This is a genomic window from Atopobium sp. oral taxon 810 str. F0209 (assembly GCF_000466405.1).
Taxonomy (GTDB): domain Bacteria; phylum Actinomycetota; class Coriobacteriia; order Coriobacteriales; family Atopobiaceae; genus Olegusella.
Genome location: NZ_KE952940.1, coordinates 1 through 17,823, shown reverse-complemented (window position 1 = coordinate 17,823; position 17,823 = coordinate 1). Strand labels below are relative to the sequence as shown.

Below are 17,823 nucleotides of genomic sequence, written 5' to 3'. Positions count from 1 at the left end.
ACGTAAGTTCGGATCGCGATCCGAGCGAGCATGGCTCGTCCTAGAGGTAAGCCGCACCGCCCGTCCTACTAGAGATATTCCATCTCGCGGGCGAGAGAGTTTGTAGTGGGGGCACCGCGTCGCCCGAAGCGAAGACTCCTGTGCGCGAGTGTGGGGTCAAATACCAGGTCAGCTGGGAAGACTGTGATTTTTGAGTAAGCTCATAGTGGCTTTGAGAGGATAGTGTATGGGGCGAAGTACAAAAAAGCAGCTCACTGGCCTTGTTTGTACCGTACTTATTACGAGTTGCTTGATGGGCTGCAAAGCCAAACTTCCTTTTCAACTTCCCTTTGAGCTACCAGACTTGTCTCATATCACTTCCTCAACAACAAAGCAGGGAAGTATCGCTGATGGTCTTGCTTCTCTCAAACGTAGTGGCTCTGATTTGGCGGAGCCTACTATTCGTGAGGCTGGCGTACTCACAATTGGCATCAACACCAATCTAACTTCGGCACCTTTTGTACTCTCGACTCTGGGTGGCGACGCTGTTAAGGGTTACGGCATCGAGCTGGGCGAGGCACTGGCTGATGAGCTGGGCTTGGACGTGCGCTTTGTGAATGTGAGCGATATTGATTCTGCCTGTGCCAATACCGTTGATATTGTGCTGGGTGTTTCAAAGGATGATGTTAAGAAATGCAGTATTGTTGGCCAAACCAATGAAGCAGCACCTTCTTTCTTTTATCGCGGCGATGAGCGCGTGCTCGATAAAAAAGAACTGTCAGGTAAGAGTTGTGGTTTGGTGGCAGGGAAGTCTTCTGAGGCAACTCTTAGTCGTACCGATCTCAAGATGAATCAAAAATCTTATAGCAACCTCAATGAAGCTTTTGATGCTCTTGATGCCGGTGAAGTTGAATATGTGCTTTGTGATGCCTATGCTGGTGCTTTTCTTGCCAATCAGTACAAGGATATTCACTTTGCCGGTAGCCTGATAGCTCCTGTAAATCGCGGTATCGCTGTGCTTTCTTCTAACAAGGGTCTCATTACTGAAATAGGACGTGCTCTTGAGACCCTTAAATCCAATGGTGTTGATACTATCTTGCGCACGAGGTGGTTGGGTAAATTTGCAGGCCTGAGTGCTGAGACGCAGATAGGCGGCATCAAAATTACCGAGAAGAAAGATGATGCTCCTGAAGTGGCCACCAATGCAGGTACAGCAACAGCGCCTGCAAATACAGGTGATTCTGAGGGCTTTGCTAATTCTGGTTATGGCAGCTATGTTGATTACAGCGACTACGGCAATTACAACACGTATAACGACTATAACGAAGGTGGAAATGCTGACGCTGCTGAGACCAATACTGAAGCTACAGGTGGTGAGGAGACCGCCTATAGCACAAATGAAGGTGAAAGTGGCGAAGAAACAGTCACGCCCCAAGAGTAGCCGCTGAGCGGATTGTTGGTGATGCTTTGGGTAAGAGAGGGTATCAAAGCAATAGGGCATAGCTTTTGAGCCCTCGTTTTATAGGACTACAGCAAGGAGGCGCCGATGGTGGATATTAAGATTTCGGGACGCAAGGTTAGCGTCACGGACGCCATGCGCGATGCCGTTGAGGAAAAAATTGGTGGTGCCCTCAAGGTGTTTGATATTCAGCCTATGACCTGCGATGTTGTACTGCGTGTGGACAAAAATCGCTCTAACCCTGAGCGTCGTGCCTGCGAGGTTACGGTTTTTGTTCGTGATACTGTCGTACGTGTTGTTGCTGAGGCCCAGGATATGTATGCGGCAATTGATGAAGCTGCTGACAAAGTAGCTCGTCAGCTGCGTCGTTATAAGACTCGTGTGGTCGATCGCCATCAGCATGCAGGTCATACTATGCCTCGTCCTCTGCCTACCTCTGTAGAGGATTTGGCAGATTTGATTGAGCCAAGTGAGGACGACGATCAGCTTGTACGTGAGAAGTATGTTGATCTCAAGCCTATGACTGAGGAACAGGCGCTGGTGCAGACCGATTTGCTCGGCCACGATTTCTTTGTTTTTGAGAATGCAACGACCGGTCTTATAAATGTCATCTACCATCGCCACAATGGTGGTTACGGCATTATCAAGCCAAAGATCGAGGAGTACGATGAGCGAGCTTAGTCGCGAGAACGAACAGCACATTGATATTCAGGAGGGCTCTGCTGCCAACAGCGGGGCCCTTCCCCCACAAAATGAGGGCAGCACGTCCGCTGTAGCCCCTCTTGAAGTAAAACGTATTGGCAACGCATATCACAAAAAGCGTACGACGTGCATCATTGTAGATACCACCTCTGACTACAACGTTGAAGTTTTAAAACAGCTTGGCGTCGAGGTGATTCACTTCCGCTATGTAGGTCCTGATGGTGAGCATGAGGATGATCTTTGGACCTCACAGACGCCGCATGACTTCTATGAGTACATGCGCAAAAATCCTGAAGCACGTTTTACCACTGAGGCAGTCACGCCAGGCACATACCTTGAGATTTTTGAGAACGCTGCCAAGGAAGGCACGCCCACGCTCTACCTTTGCCTGTCTGAAGGTCTCTCCTCAACTATTAACTCTGCTCGACAAGCTGCAGAGATGATTGCCGAAAAATATCCAGACTTTGAGTTATATGTGCTAGATAACTGCTGTGATTCGGCCGCAGCAGAGCTTTTGGCTATTGAAGTCGTGCGTCAAGCTTCTTTGGGTTTGACCGCTGAGGAGCTCTATGCATGGGCACAGGATGCACGCTATTTTGTGCATGGTTACTTCACTCTTGATAGTCTGCATTGGTTGGGTTTGGGTGGACGTATTCCGCCCGCAGCAGCTCAGTTGGGAGGAAAGTTAGATATGAAGCCCGAGCTTTCTTACGATACCAATGGTTCCCTCACACTGCGTGGCGTGTGCCGTGGTCGCAAAAAAGCTCTGCGTGCCATTCTGCAAGACTTTCGTGATAACTATGCCCACGACTCTTCATTACCGCTGGGTATTGTCTCGGCCGATGCCGACAAAGATGCGGACTGGATTGAAGCTCAGGTTCGCAAAGAAAAGGGTTGCGAAGATGTCGCAGTTATTCGTAGCTCGGTTTCTCCCGTGTTAGGTTCTCATGTGGGTCCTGGTATGGTAGCGCTTTGTTTTTGGGGTGTTGACCGTAGAGAGAAGCTATCGTTGACTGACCGTATTGCACGTCGCGTGCGCAAGCGGGGGGTCGACGAAAAGTAGAATAGCTTGTGTGCCTGGCGTTTTATATGAAGAAGAATAGAAACTGCGCAAAAAGGGAACCCTAACGGGGATTCATGTCTTGTGGACAGAAAATTTTTGTCTATACAGCGCAGTATTCAATGGAGGAATAGATGCACGATCAGCATGCTCAAATACACGCTAAATCTCGGGTTGCCTTTATTGGTACGGGCATCATGGGTGCGCCCATTGCAAAACATATTCTAAATGCGGGCTATGACCTTACCGTGTTTAATCGCAGTAAGGACAAGATGGCAACTCTGGTAGCAGCGGGTGCTCATGAGGCAAGCTCCATTGCCAATGCTGCTCAGAATGCTGATGTGGTCTTTACTATGTTGGGCTATCCCACTGATGTTGAGGATGTGTATCTGGCAACGGCAGGCATCCTTGCAAGTTCCAAGAAGGGCGCCTATCTCATTGACCTTACAACCAGCTCGCCCGAGCTTGCGCGCGATATTCATGACGCGGCTGAAGTTTCGGGTAGGCATGCCTTCGATTGCCCCGTAACTGGTGGACAAGAAGGTGCTGAAGCGGGTACGTTAACACTTATCATCGGTGCTGACGAGCCCACGGCAGCTCCTGTACTTCCTCTTCTTCAGACTTTTTCTGCCAAGCAGTACTACTTTGGTGCTGCAGGTAAGGGCCAACTTGCAAAACTTGCCAATCAAGTATCGCTTGTTTCTTGCATGGTGGGTTATGCCGACGCTATGGCTTTGGCCGAGCAGGCAGATCTTGATGTTCAGCAGACTCTACAGATGATTTCTGATGGCATGGGTGGATCAGTTGCGATGACTCGCTTGGCTCCCAAGTCACTTGCGGGCAACTACAAGCCAGGCTTTTTAGCAGAACATCTGCACAAAGACCTGAACCTTGCTTTGGCATCTGCGCAGGATTTGGGTATCACGCTTCCTGGTACGGAGACAGCATTTACCCTCTATGACCTACTTTGTCAGGTGGGTGGCTCTCGTATGGGGACCCAAGCTTTGACTCTACTATATGCCGACCAAGAAACGGGCGAAGCAGCTGGTCTTGACTGGTCTATTTTGGAAGCAGAGCAGGATGAAGATGAGGGGTGTGATTGTGGTCACGACCATGGTCATCATGACCATGAACATTGCCACAAGCATAGTCACGACCACGACTGCAACTGTGATCATCACCACGAGGACTAAGGCTGCTGCAAGCAAGTAGCAGATAGAATGGATTTGTTTATGAGTGAGAATGAAGCACAACGCTCCATGGCGGTGCTCATTGACTATGAAAATTTGGCATTAGGTACAGGTAAACGCAAGCGTAATGGCCACCAAGAGCCGGGGCCTCGTCCCGATGTTAAAAAAATTCTCGAGCGTTTGGTTGAGAAAGGCCGCATTGTTTCTAAGCGTGCCTACTGTGATTGGCAGCGTTTTGACGATGCAATTACACCCTTGCATGAGCTGGGTATTGAGCTAATTGAGATTCCTGACCGTGCCTATACGGGTAAGAATTCGGCAGATATTCGCTTGTCTGTTGATGCAGTAGAGATGTGTCTTACCAAGGATCACATCAATACGTTTGCCATTTTATCGGGAGACTCTGACTTCTCTCCGCTGGTAGCCAAGCTCAAGGAATTTGGCAAAACAGTTGTAGCGGTGGGTATGAAGGAGTCAACGAGTCCACTGCTTTCCGAAAACTGCGATGAATTTATCTTTTACGAAGACATTGTCAGTGATACGGGCATCCCTGATTTTCGTAGCAAGGTTTCCAAGGACAAACACGAGTGCTATCAGTTACTTTTTGAGACCATTGATGCACTCCAGCGTGAGAATGATAGTCCTGCTCTCGCTAGTCTTATCAAGCAAACGATGCGTCGCAAGCGCCCGCAGTTTTCGGAGCGTACCTACGGTTATCATTCCTTTACCAATCTTTTGCGCGAGGCATCCAAGCTTGGTTTCCTTGAGACACATCAGGATGAAAAGAGCGGCACTGTTGTCGTAGATGGATTTAAAGAGTAATGACTGCCGTAAAGGCATATGAGAGGAAGCGAACTATGACTGAACAGCAAACAACTCTGAGCGATGAAATGCTTGCCTCCTGTGTGGAAGAGCTGGGCGGCGTTCGCCGTAGGGCACGCCAAGAAGCGGCCCATGCGCTCGCCGCCGTTGCACATGATACACCCGAGCGCATTTATGACATCGTACCTCAGTTGGTGGAGGCTCTCTATCGTCCTGAAGCTCAGACCCGTTGGGAGGTGCTCGATGCGCTTTCTTGCATCGCCGCCGAGCGTGCTGACTTGGTAGCGGATGGTTGTGATGGTGCTGAGGCTGCCCTTTTTGATGAGAGTTCTTCTTCGGTGCGTGAGTCTGCATTTAGATTCCTTTCATGTTTTGGTGCAACTACCCCTGAGAGGTCCAACGCAGTCTGGCGTCTGTTGGATGAAGCTGTGCAATGCTATCATGGTGACCCCGAGTATCGCGACATGTTGGCAAGCTTGTTGCTCTTTGCACAAGGCTCTCTATCTGATGAGACTCGTGCTGCGTTGATTGAGCGTGTGAGTTTTGATGCTGAACATGGACATGGCTATATCAAGGCTTTTTCGGGAGATATCCTTAAAGCTTTGTCCGATGCAGCAGATTCCAACGGTGAGTAGTATCATTTTTTTCGTTTTGCAGGCTGTCGATATGAGATGCAATGCTGCTTATTACCGCAAAGATGAAATTGCAGACCTTGTCGGTCAGCGCGAAATTTACACTATGACAGCATTGGTTTTGCAGGAGGTTTAGATGGCAGGAAATTCTCAGATGTTCTCTGGTTTTAAGCGCATTATGTGGCCACTTATCGCTGTGGTCTGCCTTGTTGTGGGCTTATTGATTGGCAAGTTTGTGCTTACCAGCAATACAAGCGTTGCATCAATTAAAAACCTTGGTGACAAGACTACAATTGCCGCTGACAAACTTGATACCGTAATGGCGATGTATACCTATGACGGAAAGACCTCCAACATTACCGTTAAAGATGTATTGGAGCTTTCGGGTAACCTTGATAGTGCAAAACAAAAAGATGGTAGCTACACATTGCCCTCTGCTGATGGAGTACTTGCTGCTGCACGCACTCAGATTGTGTTGCAAGAGGCAGAAAATCAAGGAATCAAGATTTCTGATAAAGAACTCGATGAATACACTACTCAGCAATTAGGTAGTGCCGACTACGAGACGCTTGCCAAAAACTATAAGGTTGATGTTGATGTCCTCAAGAAGCTGATTCGTGAGCAGGCTATGACTACCAAGCTGCGCGAAAAGGCAACAGGTTTGACTGCTCCTACGGCACCTAGCGCTCCTACTAAGCCTTCTGATGACAACAAAGACAAGGCTACCGAAGATTATGCCAAGTACGTCATTAAGCTCGCGGGTGATCAATGGGATTCCAAGAAGAATAGCTGGAAGGATGAGGCGGGTAGTTATGCCGCGGCTCTCGCCAACTATGATTTTGATGGCAAAACTGCTACCTATGAGGTTGCAACCATTGCCTACAAGACTGCAATGACTGAGTATTCAACCAAGAGCCAAGAGATTACCCAGACTTATCAGAAGTTCTTCAATAGTCTTTTTGCTAAAGCAACGCTTTCTTTGAGCACGCTCGCCAGCTAAGGAAGTAAACACTATGCGTGTCATAGTGAGCAAATGTTTGCAGGGTTTTGCCTGCCGTTATGACGGTGGAGCAAAGCCCTGCTTTGCTGTCTCAAAACTATGTGAAAAAGTTGAAGCACTAGGGGTTTGCCCCGAGTGTGAGGCAGGTCTTCCCGTACCCCGACCACCCGCAGAAATTCAAGATGGCAAGGTATTTTTCAAAGACGGGCGCGAGGTGACAGAGGCTTTTTACCGTGGTGCTAATCTCTGTTTAGAGCAAGCAAAGCACTTTGGAGCACCGCTCGCGGTTCTTAAAGAGAAAAGCCCCACATGCGGTGTCTCGTACGTTTACGATGGTACATATTCAGGAGTATTACAGGAGGGTACGGGTATCTTTGCTCGACTGCTCCAGGAGGAGGGGATGTGTGTGGTAAGTGAAGAGGTTGTTGAGAGTTGCAAACCGTCTGTTGAGCACCCCGTAGCTATTATTCTTGGGACTGGCTTGGGTCATATTGCAGAGCTGGTTAAGCCTGTGCGTCGCATTGATTATCACGATATTGAAGGTTTCCCTGTGGATGCGCGACCTATTGAGGGTCATAGTTTCGAAGCAACTATTGGCACAATTGATGGAGTGCCAGTCATTGTATATCCCGGTCGTATCCACCTGTATCAGGGGTATTCTGCCGCTGAGGTTACCTCATTGGTCCGTCATGCTCATCATTTGGGTGCACGAGATATTATTTTTGCTTGTGCAACTGGTGCAGTTGAAGGCAAGGACCATGTGGGCTTAGGCATCCTGTCCGATCAGATTAATCTGACGGCACGTAGTCCTTTGGCTGAATGGGATGAGATTCGTAATATCGATACACCTTTTGTGGATATGACTGATGCCTATAGTCCTTATCTGCGTACCCTTGCTCGTGGCGTCGCTGATGATGCAGGTATTGCCGTTGAGGAAGGTGTTTTTGCTGGTGTGCTCGGTCCCTGTTTTGAGACCAAGGCTGAAGTGGCTGCGCTGCGCACGTTAGGCGTGTCTTATGTGGGTATGTCAACAGCCTGTGAGGTTATTATGGCTCGCGCTCTGGAGATGAATGTTTTGGGTCTTACCTTGGCGGCAAACGCTGCAGGGGATGGCACTTCAACACACGAAAGTGTGCTTTTGCAGGCGGGCAAATATGCAGCTAACTTTGAGCGTCTCGTGCGTGGCGTTTTAAGAATGCTCTAGATCAAGTAATAGTTCCATCAATCAAGATCTTCATAGAATCCGGCGCGGTAGTTGTCAAAGACTACTTCGCCGTTTTCTTGTGTCACATCAAGCAAAACATCGGCTTTGATTTGGAAATCACGATCATCATCTGAATCGCTAATGATTTGAGTAACTTGCCAGCGATGTTTGCTCTTCTCATCTTGTTTATCGATGGAGAAGAATTGTGTGGAGCGCGCATCACCGTCTAGTTTGATATAGCCGTGCTGCTCAAAGAAGGCATCGGAGCATTCACGCCAACGACGTTCTCCCCAGCCCCAATCGATATCAATGGCGCCTAATGCTTGAATATCGCGTGCGGCGAGCAGGCGTACACGCTGCCAGAGTGCATTGCGGACAAGTAGCGTAATAGCGCGACGGTCACGGATAACAACGTCTTTTGCCACAGGTGGGAGTCGTTCTTCACTGTTTATGCCAGAAGATTCCCACTCGTCAACCAGGCTAGAGTCTACGGTACGTACGGTAAAGCCCAGCCAGTCGATGATTTCTTTCAGCTGGTCGTTGAGCTTATCGGGGGGTACCGTGCGTGAAAGTGCGCGATATGCTTCGGAGAGGTAACGCAATAGCGTACCTTCAGATCTGCTCATGCCAAAGCCTGAGACATAGCTTCTAAAGTCGTTTGCTGTTTCGAGCATGTCGCGGAGTACGGACTTAGGATGTAATTCAAAGTCACGGGCCCAAGGAACTTCTTTGCAGTAGATATCAAAAGCGTGGTAAAGTAGATCGGCGAGGGGTTTGGGGTAGCTCACCTCGGCTATGCGCTCTATGCGTTCGTCATATTCAATACCCTCCGCACGCATAGCTGCCATTGCTTCGTCACGGGCGCGTCGCTCCTGTACACGCAGAATCTGCCAAGGATTTTCGAGTGTAGATTCAACCATGGAAATGAGGTCATAGGTATAACTTTCACTTTCTGGGTCAAGCAACTCAAGTGCCGCAAGCAAAAAAGGTGAGAGTGGCTGGTCAAGAGCAAAATCATCAGGTAGTTCCACCATTGTGGAATAGTTGGTACTACCATCGGGTTGCTTGGCGCACAATACCACCTCAGCATCAATGAGCGTTGTCATAACTTCATCAACACGATTATTGAGACGTTGTTTTTGCTCGTCTGTCTGAGCGGAATCAGCGATGAGTTTGCGCATGCGCGCCATGGCATCTCCACCCTGCATAACTTCAGCAAGTACCATGGAGTGTGTGATGTGTAGGCGTGGTGTAAGCGTTTCGGGAATAGACTCTACAAGCTGGTTAAGAGTTTGTTCGTTCCAAGCTACAAAGCCCTCAGGTGGACGCTTCTTTTTGACGCGACGGCGTGCTTTGGGATCGTCACCTGCCTTTGCAAGCGCTTTGGCGTTTTCGATTTCGTGCTCGGGTGCCTCTGCAATGACGAGGCCCTCGGTATCAAAACCCGATCGACCTGCACGACCAGCAATTTGGTGAAACTCACGGCTTTTAAGGCGGCGCATACGATTGCCATCAAACTTGGTAAGCGAAGTCATTACAACAGTGTGAATGGGTACGTTGATTCCTACACCGAGCGTATCGGTACCGCAAATGACAGGTAAAAGGCCCCTCTGGGCAAGCTTTTCTACGAGCAAGCGATATCGCGGGAGCATTCCTGCATGATGTACGCCAACTCCTGAAGAGAGTAGGCGCTTGAGTGTTTTGCCAAATGCTGTGGTAAAGCGAGTATCTTTGGAAGCGCGCTTGACCGCTTCACGCTGAGTTTTGTCCGAGACACCAAAGCTTGAGAGCGCTTGCGCTGTTTTAAGAGCTGCATCTTGGGAGCTATGGACAATGTAGAGTGGTGTTTCGTTATTTTTGATAGCGAGTTCGACAGTTGCTTCTAGAGGTGTGAGGGCATAACGATAGTGCAAAGGAACAGGACGCTGTGCGTCAAGTACCAAGTCAACACTTCTATTTGTATGCTCTTCAAGTGAGGAAGCAATCTGGCTGACGTCGCCCAAGGTGGCACTCATGAGCAAAAACTGAGTGTGAGGTAGAGTGAGTAGAGGTACCTGCCATGCCCAACCTCGGTCAGGGTCAGCATAGTAGTGGAACTCATCCATTGCTACAGCCGCAACATCGCTCTGCTCACCCTCGCGGAGGGCTAGATTGGCAACAATTTCTTGGGTACAACAAATAACTGGTGCATCAGAATTGATATGGGTGTCACCCGTTATCATGCCGACATTGTCGCGACCAAGCAGATCAACTAGGCTAAAAAATTTCTCGTTAACGAGCGCCTTTATAGGGGCGGTGTAGTAGGCTACCTTGCCAGCGCAGAGTGCAAGGTACAGCATGCCAAGGGCTACTAAGGATTTTCCTGAACCTGTAGGGGTGCCCAAAATCACATGATTGTCTGCAGCAAGACCAAGCAGAGCTTCTTCTTGGTGGGGCCAAAGCTCAATATCACGTGACTCTACCCAGTTCAAAAACTCGTCAAGAGCATCTTCGGGCGCCATATCCTCGTCGTAGAGGGGGAGCTGCCCCGAAGCTGGCAGCTGGCTCTCACCATCATTTATCCATGTATTCGAGGTTTCAGAGGAGGTATCCATTGCATGAGAGTCTGTGTTGCTGCCTGAATTGTTCTGAGAAAAAGGCTCTGTTGCGCTGTGTACCATAAAACTCCCTGTAAATGCCTATATAAATAAAAGCGCTGCTTGGTGATAGTGCTGTTTGTGCTCTTTCTATCCTAGCGTAGCGATGGTGCGACTTATGCAAAGCACAAAGGAACGCTTGGATAAAACTTGGCAGCTGTTGTTGGGCGCACGGTCTTTTTGAAAGAGTAACAAAGAAAGCTGCTGGTCAAGCCCCTGTAGTTTAAGGTCAGCTGACCGTCAGTTTAAGACAAGGCAAATTCAAATTTTGGGCTCTAAACTGCTCATATGCTTCTAGGCTGGCTTGTATGGCAGGCAAGTGTTAGGAGAGAAAATGCTTGTAGTAGATGAGGGATATGTCTTTGAAGATGCCTACGATGTAGGTGAAGTTGGGTATTTTTGGGAGCGCTGTCATCCTGAGAGTTTTCATGAGGCACAGGAGCGTTTTGTGCGAGAGGTCGATCCTTATGCCATGCATTTGATGATGCCATGTGAGAGTGATATCCAGCTAGTGCAGATGATGTTTACCGAATGGCTTGTTTTTGACTATGTAGCGCCTGATGGACATAATCCGCTTTATCACTATATGGATGCATGCAATGGCGCCGGGCGATGTCTGGCAGCTGATCAACTGAAGCAAGTAGAACATTCGCAGTTTTTCTCCCAGTTTTGGGTAATTGCACAGGATGAGGAACATGGGACTGCACTGTTAGCGGATAGCAAAAGCAAACAGCTTTTTCATCTGCACAATGGATTGGTGGCACGTAATGAAAACTGGGAAGACGGACTATTAGGTTTGAGGATTGCACATATTGATGGTGAGTGGCGCATGGTGGGTGGTATACCTCTTCATGATCGAGGTCTACGCAAAGATGAGCATGTTTGCGTAACTGAGATGAGTCAATGTCGCTTTGAAGGTCCTGATGCAAAGAAAAACTGCGCGCAGAGCTATCTGTCATGCGCGCGCGATTTGATTGGCGCTCGGGGTCGTTATCGGGGGACTGTAGAGGTGGTGGCCTATCCTGAGTCTGAAGCTGCTTGTTCAACTGGCTTGCCATAGCCGCCTGAGTTGAGACTTGGTGTTGCAGCTTACAAGCTAGTATCCTCATACTGCAATATGACTGTGACACCAAGGGGGTAATTCATGACCAGAGAAGGATTGCATCCAGAAAAACCTAAATACTGGCAGTGTGGGCAGTATCAACTTGAGCTCTCACATCCTCTTGTCATGGGCATCCTCAATGTCACTCCTGACTCTTTTTCCGATGGCGGACGTTTTACATCAGTGATGCAGGCGGTTGAAGCAGCGCAGCTCATGATTGAGCAGGGTGCAGACATCATTGATGTAGGTGGAGAGTCGACGCGTCCTGGATCGGATGAGGTGGCGCCTTCAGAGGAGCTTTCACGCGTACTGCCTGTGGTACAAGAGCTTGTAGTACGAAATATTGTGGTGTCGGTTGATACGCGTCACGCCGAGGTCGCACGTGCCTGTGTGGAAGCTGGGGCGTCTATCATCAATGACGTATCAGGTTTTCGCGATTCCAATATGGTAGAGGTTGCAAGGGGCTGTGGTGCAGGTCTTGTAGTGATGCATATGTTGGGCGAGCCAAAGGGCATGCAGTTGGCTCCCCAATACGAAGATGTCGTAAAGGATATTTCACGTTATCTCTGTGGGCAGGCCCAGATGCTTGAAGAGGCAGGTATTGCTCACGAGCGTATTTGCATTGATCCTGGTCCCGGTTTTGGCAAGACAACGGATCATAATTTATCTTTGCTTCGTGCAACCCGTCAGCTCTCAGAATTAGGTTGGCCTTTGATGGTGGCAATCTCGCGCAAACGTTTTGTGGGCGAGATTACTGGCGTTGCCAAGGCGGACGAGCGAGTCTTTGGGTCGGTTACTGGCGCTTGTTATGCTGCGGCACATGGAGCAGCAGTAGCGCGTGTACATGACGTGGCAGCTACGGCGCAGGCATTTCGGATGCTTCGTGCAATACAGGAGGCCTCCTAAAAGCAAGGCGTCTTTTAGCGTTGCTGTTTGGCTTTGAGATTGCGTAGATTGATGACGGTGGCCTTCATACCGTGGGGTATGTAATCCATGGTATTGAGGTCATCGGGAAGATAATCTACCAAGCTCTGCGAGACAGCTTTCTCGGCCAGCGCTAGCTCGTCTGTACTAGGAATATATTTGGGGTTGGCTACAGCACAAATCCCATGAACCTGAGCCCCTTGAGCAGTGAGTCTTTGTTCATATCCAGTTTCGGGATCTCCTGGATGGTCTCGACGTACATCATTGCTCACCCAGCAAATGTCATAACCAGCCATTTCAAACTGTGGACGTGAGTAAAGCCAAAGCGGTGTGCTATCTGTCTTAAAGACTATTTTGGCTTCTGGTGCAAGAAAGCGCCTCAGCGCAGCGAGTTGAGCTACATGTGTGAGACGTAGTTTGGCATGACGTCGTTTGGGGTGGGGAGTTGGAAAGTTGATATAGATACGGTCCAGTTCAGCTGGTGCAAAAAAATCTTCTAGGCGCTCAGCAGTACCAGGGATGAGCACGGCGTTTTTAAGCTCTGCTTCACAAACTGCCTGAGCAGCATAGGCGATGCATACAGGTTCATTGTCGATGCCAAGAAAGAGTACATCAGGGTTGCGGCGAGCAGCTTCGACAAGAAAAGCGCCTTTGCCACAACCTAAATCTAAATGAACTTCGCGAAAAGCAGAGCTCGAACTTCCATCAAGAGGCTTGCAGGCTGTTGCCCACAGGCCTGCAAGCTGGGAAGGAGAAGTTTCGATTGCGTCCGCATAGCGGGCGAGTCGTTCCTCAAGGACAAAACCCTTGGGGAGACGTAGGTGAAGCGCATGCATGTGTACGTCCTTGCTTAGTCGGCTTCCTCAAGATTCTGGAAAGCTGCCATGATAGGTGGAATCATCTGCTTTTTGCGGCTCACTATGCCAGGCAGAGTAAAGATTCCATCAACGGGCTCGACACCAAAGGCGCGACGAGCAATATCATCGGCGCCAACACCGTAGTACAGCAATTCGGTAGTTTGGCTTTTTACATCGGTAAACATGTAGAAGACCATGGGGATGTCGTTGGCAGCAGCGGCTTCTTTAAGGTAGGGACCCACAAGAGCCTCAGCAGCCTTGCGACTATTGGCAGTCATGTACGAGCCTTGGCCCACGCCAAACTTTGCTTGACCACGACTAAAGATCTTGAAGTCTGAGTTAAAGACCTCCTCGGCAGTACGACCACTGACGTCGGCGCCTGCATCAAACATAGCATCTGCGTAAGGCTCTATATCTTCACCACAGATAGCAGCTAATGCCTTGCCCGCAACACGGTCACGCTGGGTGCAGGTGGGGGAGCGGAACATTAAGGTGTCAGATAGAATTGCTGACATCATCAATCCAGCGATATTCTTGGGAATCTCGACACCTAGTTCTTGGTAGATGCTATAGAGAATAGTGCAGGTGCAGCCCACGGGTTCATTGCGGAAGTAGGCAGGCTGAGAGGTCTCGATAGTGCCAATGCGGTGGTGGTCGATGATTTCCATAATGATGGCTTCTTCAAGACCATCGACAGCCTGAGCGCGCTCGTTATGATCGACCAAAATGACATGCTTGCGGTTGACTGACAGCAGATTGGGTACCGAGACAACGCCAGCATAATGGCCGTTTTCATCCAACACGGGGAAGAAACGGTGGCGAGACTGGGCGATAACCTTGCGTGCTTCATCTACAGAGGTATCTACTGAGAAACGCAGGATACCGTCGGTGAGCATACGGTCGCGTACAGGCAACGACATCGTGATAAGACGAGAAGCAGCAAAGGTGTCATATGGTGTGGTAATGACAGCGATACCTTTTTCCTCGGCAGATTTTTTTACTACGCCAGAAATACGTGCGCCAGCGCACACTACCATGCAGCTGACATTGGATTCAACAGCAAATAGCTGGGTCTCAAAACGATTGGTGACCAAAACAATATCACCCTCGTGGACGGAGTTTTCCATCAGCTCGGGGGTGGTGCCTACAGTTACGGCGCCACGTTCAATACGGGCTTCGGGATCACCGAGTACCATTTCACCCTTGAGGGTTTCAACAACATTGCGATACTTGGTGTGTGCCGCAGAAAGAACACTGTTATCAAAGATATCCATATTGGCATTAGCGATATCTTTGATCGCAATGATGCCTTGTAAGTCGTTGTTTTCGTCGGTAATGCAGAGCGTATCAACTTTGGTATCGCGCATCTTGTTCCAAGCGCTAAACAGACTCATATCTGCATCGATGCCCTCAGATTTTTGAATTTGAATATCTTTAATCTGGGGAGTGACTGTGGTGATGAGTTCTGGCTCCTTGAATCCAAAATGATTAAGAACAAAAGCAGTCTCACGGTTGATGGTGCCTGCGCGACGAGGCTCATAGATATGCTCGCCCGTGTGATTTTTGAGATAAGCGTAAGAAATGGCAGAGCAGATGCTGTCCGTATCTGGGTGAAGGTGGCCGATTACGTTGACCTTACGAATGTTTTCGGGCATACATGCCTCCTGCGAAGTTGACGCGCAAAGTGATGCACGTACTTTATCTTGTTGTGCAGGAATGGTACAGCGTTTCATGGTCATTCCTACCCTCAGATAGGACTTACGGTGGGAATCCATAGGTATGCGACGAGCAACAAACAAAAAGTCCTAAAAAATAACCGGTGCGATGTCAAATTCTTCGTTGTGAAGGGTGAGAGTATGAGGTTGAGCACAGGCGGAATTTGCCGTGGGGAAGTCATGTCGGAAATGCGATCCGCGGCTTTCAGGACGCGCAAGCATTGCTGCAACAAGAGCTCGTGCGCTGAGACAAGCGTGTGTAGCGCGCGTTGTAAAAGCGATGCTTCGAGGATCTGAGCATGGTGTGGAGTGTTGAGATAGCTGACTTTGGATATGAGATAATTGCTGCTGAGCGTAGGTAAGCGTTCTACTCTCTCGCCCCAGCAAGCAGTTTGTATCCATAATGCTGCGAATTTGTTTGAGTGCGTGTTGGCAATCTGTAATGCTGGTGGCCTTTGTGGGCAAAGCTATGTTTTGCATTTTTGTCGTATGGTTTTGTGCGTATGCTGCTGCAGCCTGACCCGCAATTTCGCCAAAGACGAGGCAGTTGGCGCTGGAAAGACCTCCTATTCGGTCTGCTCCATGCATACCACCCGTTGCTTCTCCGCAGGCAAAAAGTCCAGGTACGTCACAGGAAGCTGAGTTGTCAATATAAATGCCTCCGTTTGCGGCATGAGCATAGGGGGCAATGCGTACGTTTTCAAAGGGACTGCAGTTAAAGCTGTTGTAAAACCAGTCTGCATAGGTCTGCATAAATTCGGGAAGTACATCAGGTACCGTATAACTTAGTTTTGCTCCACCGGCCTGGCCAGCGATAGCAAGATCAACAAGATGGTCAGGCAGGCTTGCTGAGAAGGGTCCATGGCCTGCGCGAGCTGTCATAAGATCAGGTAAGTTTTGCTTCTCAAATCCCTCTAGACAAGCAAAACGGAAGCTTTTCTCATTAAAAACGATTCCCTTTTTGGGACTCAAAAGCCCTGGCATAATCTGGATGAATTCTGCGTTGATAAGTGCGGCTCCATGTTTTAGAGCAATAGCCTGAGCAGTGCCCAGTACATCAGGCATAGTTAAAGTACGACCAAAAAGTCCACCAAAACCGCCTGTTGCAAGTACGACTGCACCCGCTTTGATCTGTCTCAATTCACTATGGGTTGAGTCATAAAGCAGAGCTCCGCAAATGCCATGGTCATCTTCCAGCAGGTCGATTAGTTCATGGTAGGGGAGCTGCACCACCTGTTGCATTTCAAGGGCATCTGCAATTGCTTTACGATATGCGCTGCGACCAAGGCCATACCAACTGCGTTGCTTGTGGTCAAAGCAGGGAATGAATTCTTGCTGCTCGGCAGCTTTGGCATGACGTAGGTGAACACCGCGCGATTCAAGCTGTTGAATCGCGGGTTTGATGCCTTTGACAAACTGCGTGATCAGGGTAGGTACTGCCATTCCACGTCCAACAGCTTGTATTGTCTGTGCGAGTTCTGCTTCATCTGATATGTCTTGGGGGCTGATGAGCCCAAGACCCCACGTGCCACCAAAAAAGCTTGAGCCAGAAAAGATGCTAGCCGTGCTTGCTAGTATGACACGTGCGCCAGTTTTAGCGGCAGCAAGGGCAGCGGTAGTGCCTGCAATACCTGAGCCTATGACCAAGACATCACAATCACGCATGGTTATGCCGAAGCGGATACAAAATCGCTGATAAGAGTACGTAGGTCCTCAATGCCCTGTCCTGTCTCTGACGAGCAAATCAATACAGGAGTATCCCCAGGGGCTTTGAGCTGGGCACAAAGCGTGCGTGTTTGCTTGACCTGTTTTTGTTTGCTCAGCTTGTCTGCTTTGGTCAAAACAATTGCCATGGGAAGCTGATGGTCGGCAAGGTAGTTAACCATTTGAACGTCAAGAGGACTTGCATCGTGACGGATATCGATAAGACATACTACCAAAGCATGCTGGCGAGGCTGTTCAAAATACCCATTCATTAGCTCGCTCCAGCGCTGGCGTTCACTCGCGCTGACTTTTGCAAAGCCATAACCAGGTAAATCGACAAAATCGACCATATCAGTGGGAAAGAAGTTGATGGTGGTTGTCTTTCCTGGTTTGGACGAAACCTTGACCAAGCCGCGACGATTAAAAAGTCGATTCATGAGTGATGACTTGCCCACATTGGAGCGTCCTGCAAAAGAGACTTCTGGGCGAGTAGATTCGGGTAATTGCGCAGCAGTGCCATAGGCAGCCGCAAAGTGAACCTGTTGATAATTAATAGACATGCACACTCCTCCAGCCGAGTCCTCTCATTGTGCCAGAATCTTTTACTCTTTGCTGTGCAGTAAAAAGTGCCCGTTGAATAGTAGATTGCTGAAAGGTCCCTACGCCTGAAGCAAGCTTTTTTGCTGCAGGTGTTTCTTGAACCCGTTGCATCTCCTTTTATGCAGACGGTTCAAAACCGTACCTTATACGCCACAAAACCGCTGGTAAAAATTTCCGCAAGGGCGCTTCTTGAACCCGATGTGGGTAAAAGGGAGACCAGCTATGGCTTGTCAAGCA

The 17,823-nt window shown here is 49.1% G+C and carries 16 protein-coding genes; 11 read left to right on the top strand and 5 right to left on the bottom strand.

The window, feature by feature from the left end; translation table 11 throughout:
* Positions 1-226 precede the first annotated feature (226 nt).
* From HMPREF9069_RS02700 to HMPREF9069_RS02665, 9 genes are all read left to right on the top strand, one after another.
* Positions 227-1,420 (top strand): substrate-binding periplasmic protein, encoded by a 1,194-nt coding sequence (locus HMPREF9069_RS02700; protein ID WP_035438252.1) that lies wholly within the window; start codon positions 227-229, stop codon positions 1,418-1,420.
* Positions 1,421-1,525: 105 nt separating this feature from the next.
* Positions 1,526-2,119 carry a ribosome hibernation-promoting factor, HPF/YfiA family gene (gene hpf, locus HMPREF9069_RS02695; protein WP_021625587.1) on the top strand — a complete coding sequence of 198 codons (594 nt, stop codon included), beginning with the start codon at positions 1,526-1,528 and terminating at the stop codon, positions 2,117-2,119.
* Entirely contained in the window at positions 2,106-3,203 is a 1,098-nt protein-coding gene (locus HMPREF9069_RS02690; protein ID WP_021625586.1) for a DegV family protein, read from the top strand. The genes hpf and HMPREF9069_RS02690 overlap by 14 nt, the downstream gene beginning before the upstream one ends.
* Positions 3,204-3,334: 131 nt before the next feature.
* The gene (locus tag HMPREF9069_RS02685; protein ID WP_021625585.1) at positions 3,335-4,393 is read left to right on the top strand and encodes an NAD(P)-dependent oxidoreductase; all 1,059 of its coding nucleotides are present in this window, start codon (positions 3,335-3,337) and stop codon (positions 4,391-4,393) included.
* A 39-nt stretch (positions 4,394-4,432) separates the two neighbouring features.
* Positions 4,433-5,212: an NYN domain-containing protein gene (locus HMPREF9069_RS02680; RefSeq protein ID WP_035438260.1), complete on the top strand. Its 780-nt coding sequence runs from the start codon at positions 4,433-4,435 to the stop codon at positions 5,210-5,212.
* A 35-nt stretch (positions 5,213-5,247) separates the two neighbouring features.
* Positions 5,248-5,847, top strand: a complete 600-nt coding sequence (locus HMPREF9069_RS02675) for a hypothetical protein (protein ID WP_035438251.1) — start codon at positions 5,248-5,250, stop codon at positions 5,845-5,847.
* On the top strand, positions 5,840-5,980 hold the full coding sequence (locus HMPREF9069_RS09520; RefSeq protein WP_021625582.1) for a hypothetical protein: 141 nt from the start codon (positions 5,840-5,842) through the stop codon (positions 5,978-5,980). The genes HMPREF9069_RS02675 and HMPREF9069_RS09520 overlap by 8 nt, the downstream gene beginning before the upstream one ends.
* On the top strand, positions 5,981-6,844 hold the full coding sequence (locus HMPREF9069_RS02670; RefSeq protein WP_021625581.1) for a hypothetical protein: 864 nt from the start codon (positions 5,981-5,983) through the stop codon (positions 6,842-6,844). It abuts the gene before it with no gap.
* Positions 6,845-6,857: 13 nt separating this feature from the next.
* Entirely contained in the window at positions 6,858-8,048 is a 1,191-nt protein-coding gene (locus HMPREF9069_RS02665) for a purine-nucleoside phosphorylase (protein WP_021625580.1), read from the top strand.
* Between the two features lie 17 nt (positions 8,049-8,065).
* Here the strand turns inward: HMPREF9069_RS02665 and HMPREF9069_RS02660 are convergent, their stop codons facing one another.
* Positions 8,066-10,708: a DEAD/DEAH box helicase gene (locus HMPREF9069_RS02660; protein WP_286127397.1), complete on the bottom strand. Its 2,643-nt coding sequence runs from the start codon at positions 10,706-10,708 to the stop codon at positions 8,066-8,068.
* Between the two features lie 310 nt (positions 10,709-11,018).
* On the opposite strand from HMPREF9069_RS02660, the gene HMPREF9069_RS02655 reads away from it, so the two are divergent.
* Together HMPREF9069_RS02655 and folP are read left to right on the top strand one after the other, a co-directional pair.
* The gene (locus tag HMPREF9069_RS02655) at positions 11,019-11,744 is read left to right on the top strand and encodes a hypothetical protein (protein ID WP_021625578.1); all 726 of its coding nucleotides are present in this window, start codon (positions 11,019-11,021) and stop codon (positions 11,742-11,744) included.
* Positions 11,745-11,828: 84 nt separating this feature from the next.
* On the top strand, positions 11,829-12,692 hold the full coding sequence (gene folP, locus HMPREF9069_RS02650) for a dihydropteroate synthase (protein WP_021625577.1): 864 nt from the start codon (positions 11,829-11,831) through the stop codon (positions 12,690-12,692).
* A 14-nt stretch (positions 12,693-12,706) separates the two neighbouring features.
* Here folP and trmB read toward each other — a convergent pair whose 3' ends face one another.
* The 4 genes from trmB to yihA form a co-directional block, all read right to left on the bottom strand.
* Positions 12,707-13,546, bottom strand: coding sequence for a tRNA (guanosine(46)-N7)-methyltransferase TrmB (gene trmB, locus HMPREF9069_RS02645; protein ID WP_021625576.1), 840 nt, complete (start codon positions 13,544-13,546; stop codon positions 12,707-12,709).
* A gap of 14 nt (positions 13,547-13,560) precedes the next feature.
* Entirely contained in the window at positions 13,561-15,222 is a 1,662-nt protein-coding gene (locus HMPREF9069_RS02640; protein WP_021625575.1) for a putative manganese-dependent inorganic diphosphatase, read from the bottom strand.
* Between the two features lie 150 nt (positions 15,223-15,372).
* Positions 15,373-16,947, bottom strand: a complete 1,575-nt coding sequence (locus HMPREF9069_RS02635) for an FAD-dependent oxidoreductase (RefSeq protein ID WP_021625574.1) — start codon at positions 16,945-16,947, stop codon at positions 15,373-15,375.
* Between the two features lie 2 nt (positions 16,948-16,949).
* A complete protein-coding gene (yihA, locus tag HMPREF9069_RS02630; protein WP_021625573.1) occupies positions 16,950-17,546 on the bottom strand; it encodes a ribosome biogenesis GTP-binding protein YihA/YsxC in 597 nt (198 codons plus the stop codon).
* Positions 17,547-17,823: the final 277 nt, after the last annotated feature.

What these genes read in the sequence shown, in the direction of transcription:
- HMPREF9069_RS02700 (WP_035438252.1), top strand. Translation starts at nt 227, where the DNA reads ATGGGGCGAAGTACAAAAAAGCAGCTCACTGGCCTTGTTTGTACCGTA.
- hpf (WP_021625587.1), top strand. Translation starts at nt 1,526, where the DNA reads ATGGTGGATATTAAGATTTCGGGACGCAAGGTTAGCGTCACGGACGCC.
- HMPREF9069_RS02690 (WP_021625586.1), top strand. Translation starts at nt 2,106, where the DNA reads ATGAGCGAGCTTAGTCGCGAGAACGAACAGCACATTGATATTCAGGAG.
- HMPREF9069_RS02685 (WP_021625585.1), top strand. Translation starts at nt 3,335, where the DNA reads ATGCACGATCAGCATGCTCAAATACACGCTAAATCTCGGGTTGCCTTT.
- HMPREF9069_RS02680 (WP_035438260.1), top strand. Translation starts at nt 4,433, where the DNA reads ATGAGTGAGAATGAAGCACAACGCTCCATGGCGGTGCTCATTGACTAT.
- HMPREF9069_RS02675 (WP_035438251.1), top strand. Translation starts at nt 5,248, where the DNA reads ATGACTGAACAGCAAACAACTCTGAGCGATGAAATGCTTGCCTCCTGT.
- HMPREF9069_RS02670 (WP_021625581.1), top strand. Translation starts at nt 5,981, where the DNA reads ATGGCAGGAAATTCTCAGATGTTCTCTGGTTTTAAGCGCATTATGTGG.
- HMPREF9069_RS02665 (WP_021625580.1), top strand. Translation starts at nt 6,858, where the DNA reads ATGCGTGTCATAGTGAGCAAATGTTTGCAGGGTTTTGCCTGCCGTTAT.
- HMPREF9069_RS02660 (WP_286127397.1), bottom strand. Translation starts at nt 10,708, where the DNA reads ATGGTACACAGCGCAACAGAGCCTTTTTCTCAGAACAATTCAGGCAGC.
- HMPREF9069_RS02655 (WP_021625578.1), top strand. Translation starts at nt 11,019, where the DNA reads ATGCTTGTAGTAGATGAGGGATATGTCTTTGAAGATGCCTACGATGTA.
- folP (WP_021625577.1), top strand. Translation starts at nt 11,829, where the DNA reads ATGACCAGAGAAGGATTGCATCCAGAAAAACCTAAATACTGGCAGTGT.
- trmB (WP_021625576.1), bottom strand. Translation starts at nt 13,546, where the DNA reads ATGCATGCGCTTCACCTACGTCTCCCCAAGGGTTTTGTCCTTGAGGAA.
- HMPREF9069_RS02640 (WP_021625575.1), bottom strand. Translation starts at nt 15,222, where the DNA reads ATGCCCGAAAACATTCGTAAGGTCAACGTAATCGGCCACCTTCACCCA.
- HMPREF9069_RS02635 (WP_021625574.1), bottom strand. Translation starts at nt 16,947, where the DNA reads ATGCGTGATTGTGATGTCTTGGTCATAGGCTCAGGTATTGCAGGCACT.
- yihA (WP_021625573.1), bottom strand. Translation starts at nt 17,546, where the DNA reads ATGTCTATTAATTATCAACAGGTTCACTTTGCGGCTGCCTATGGCACT.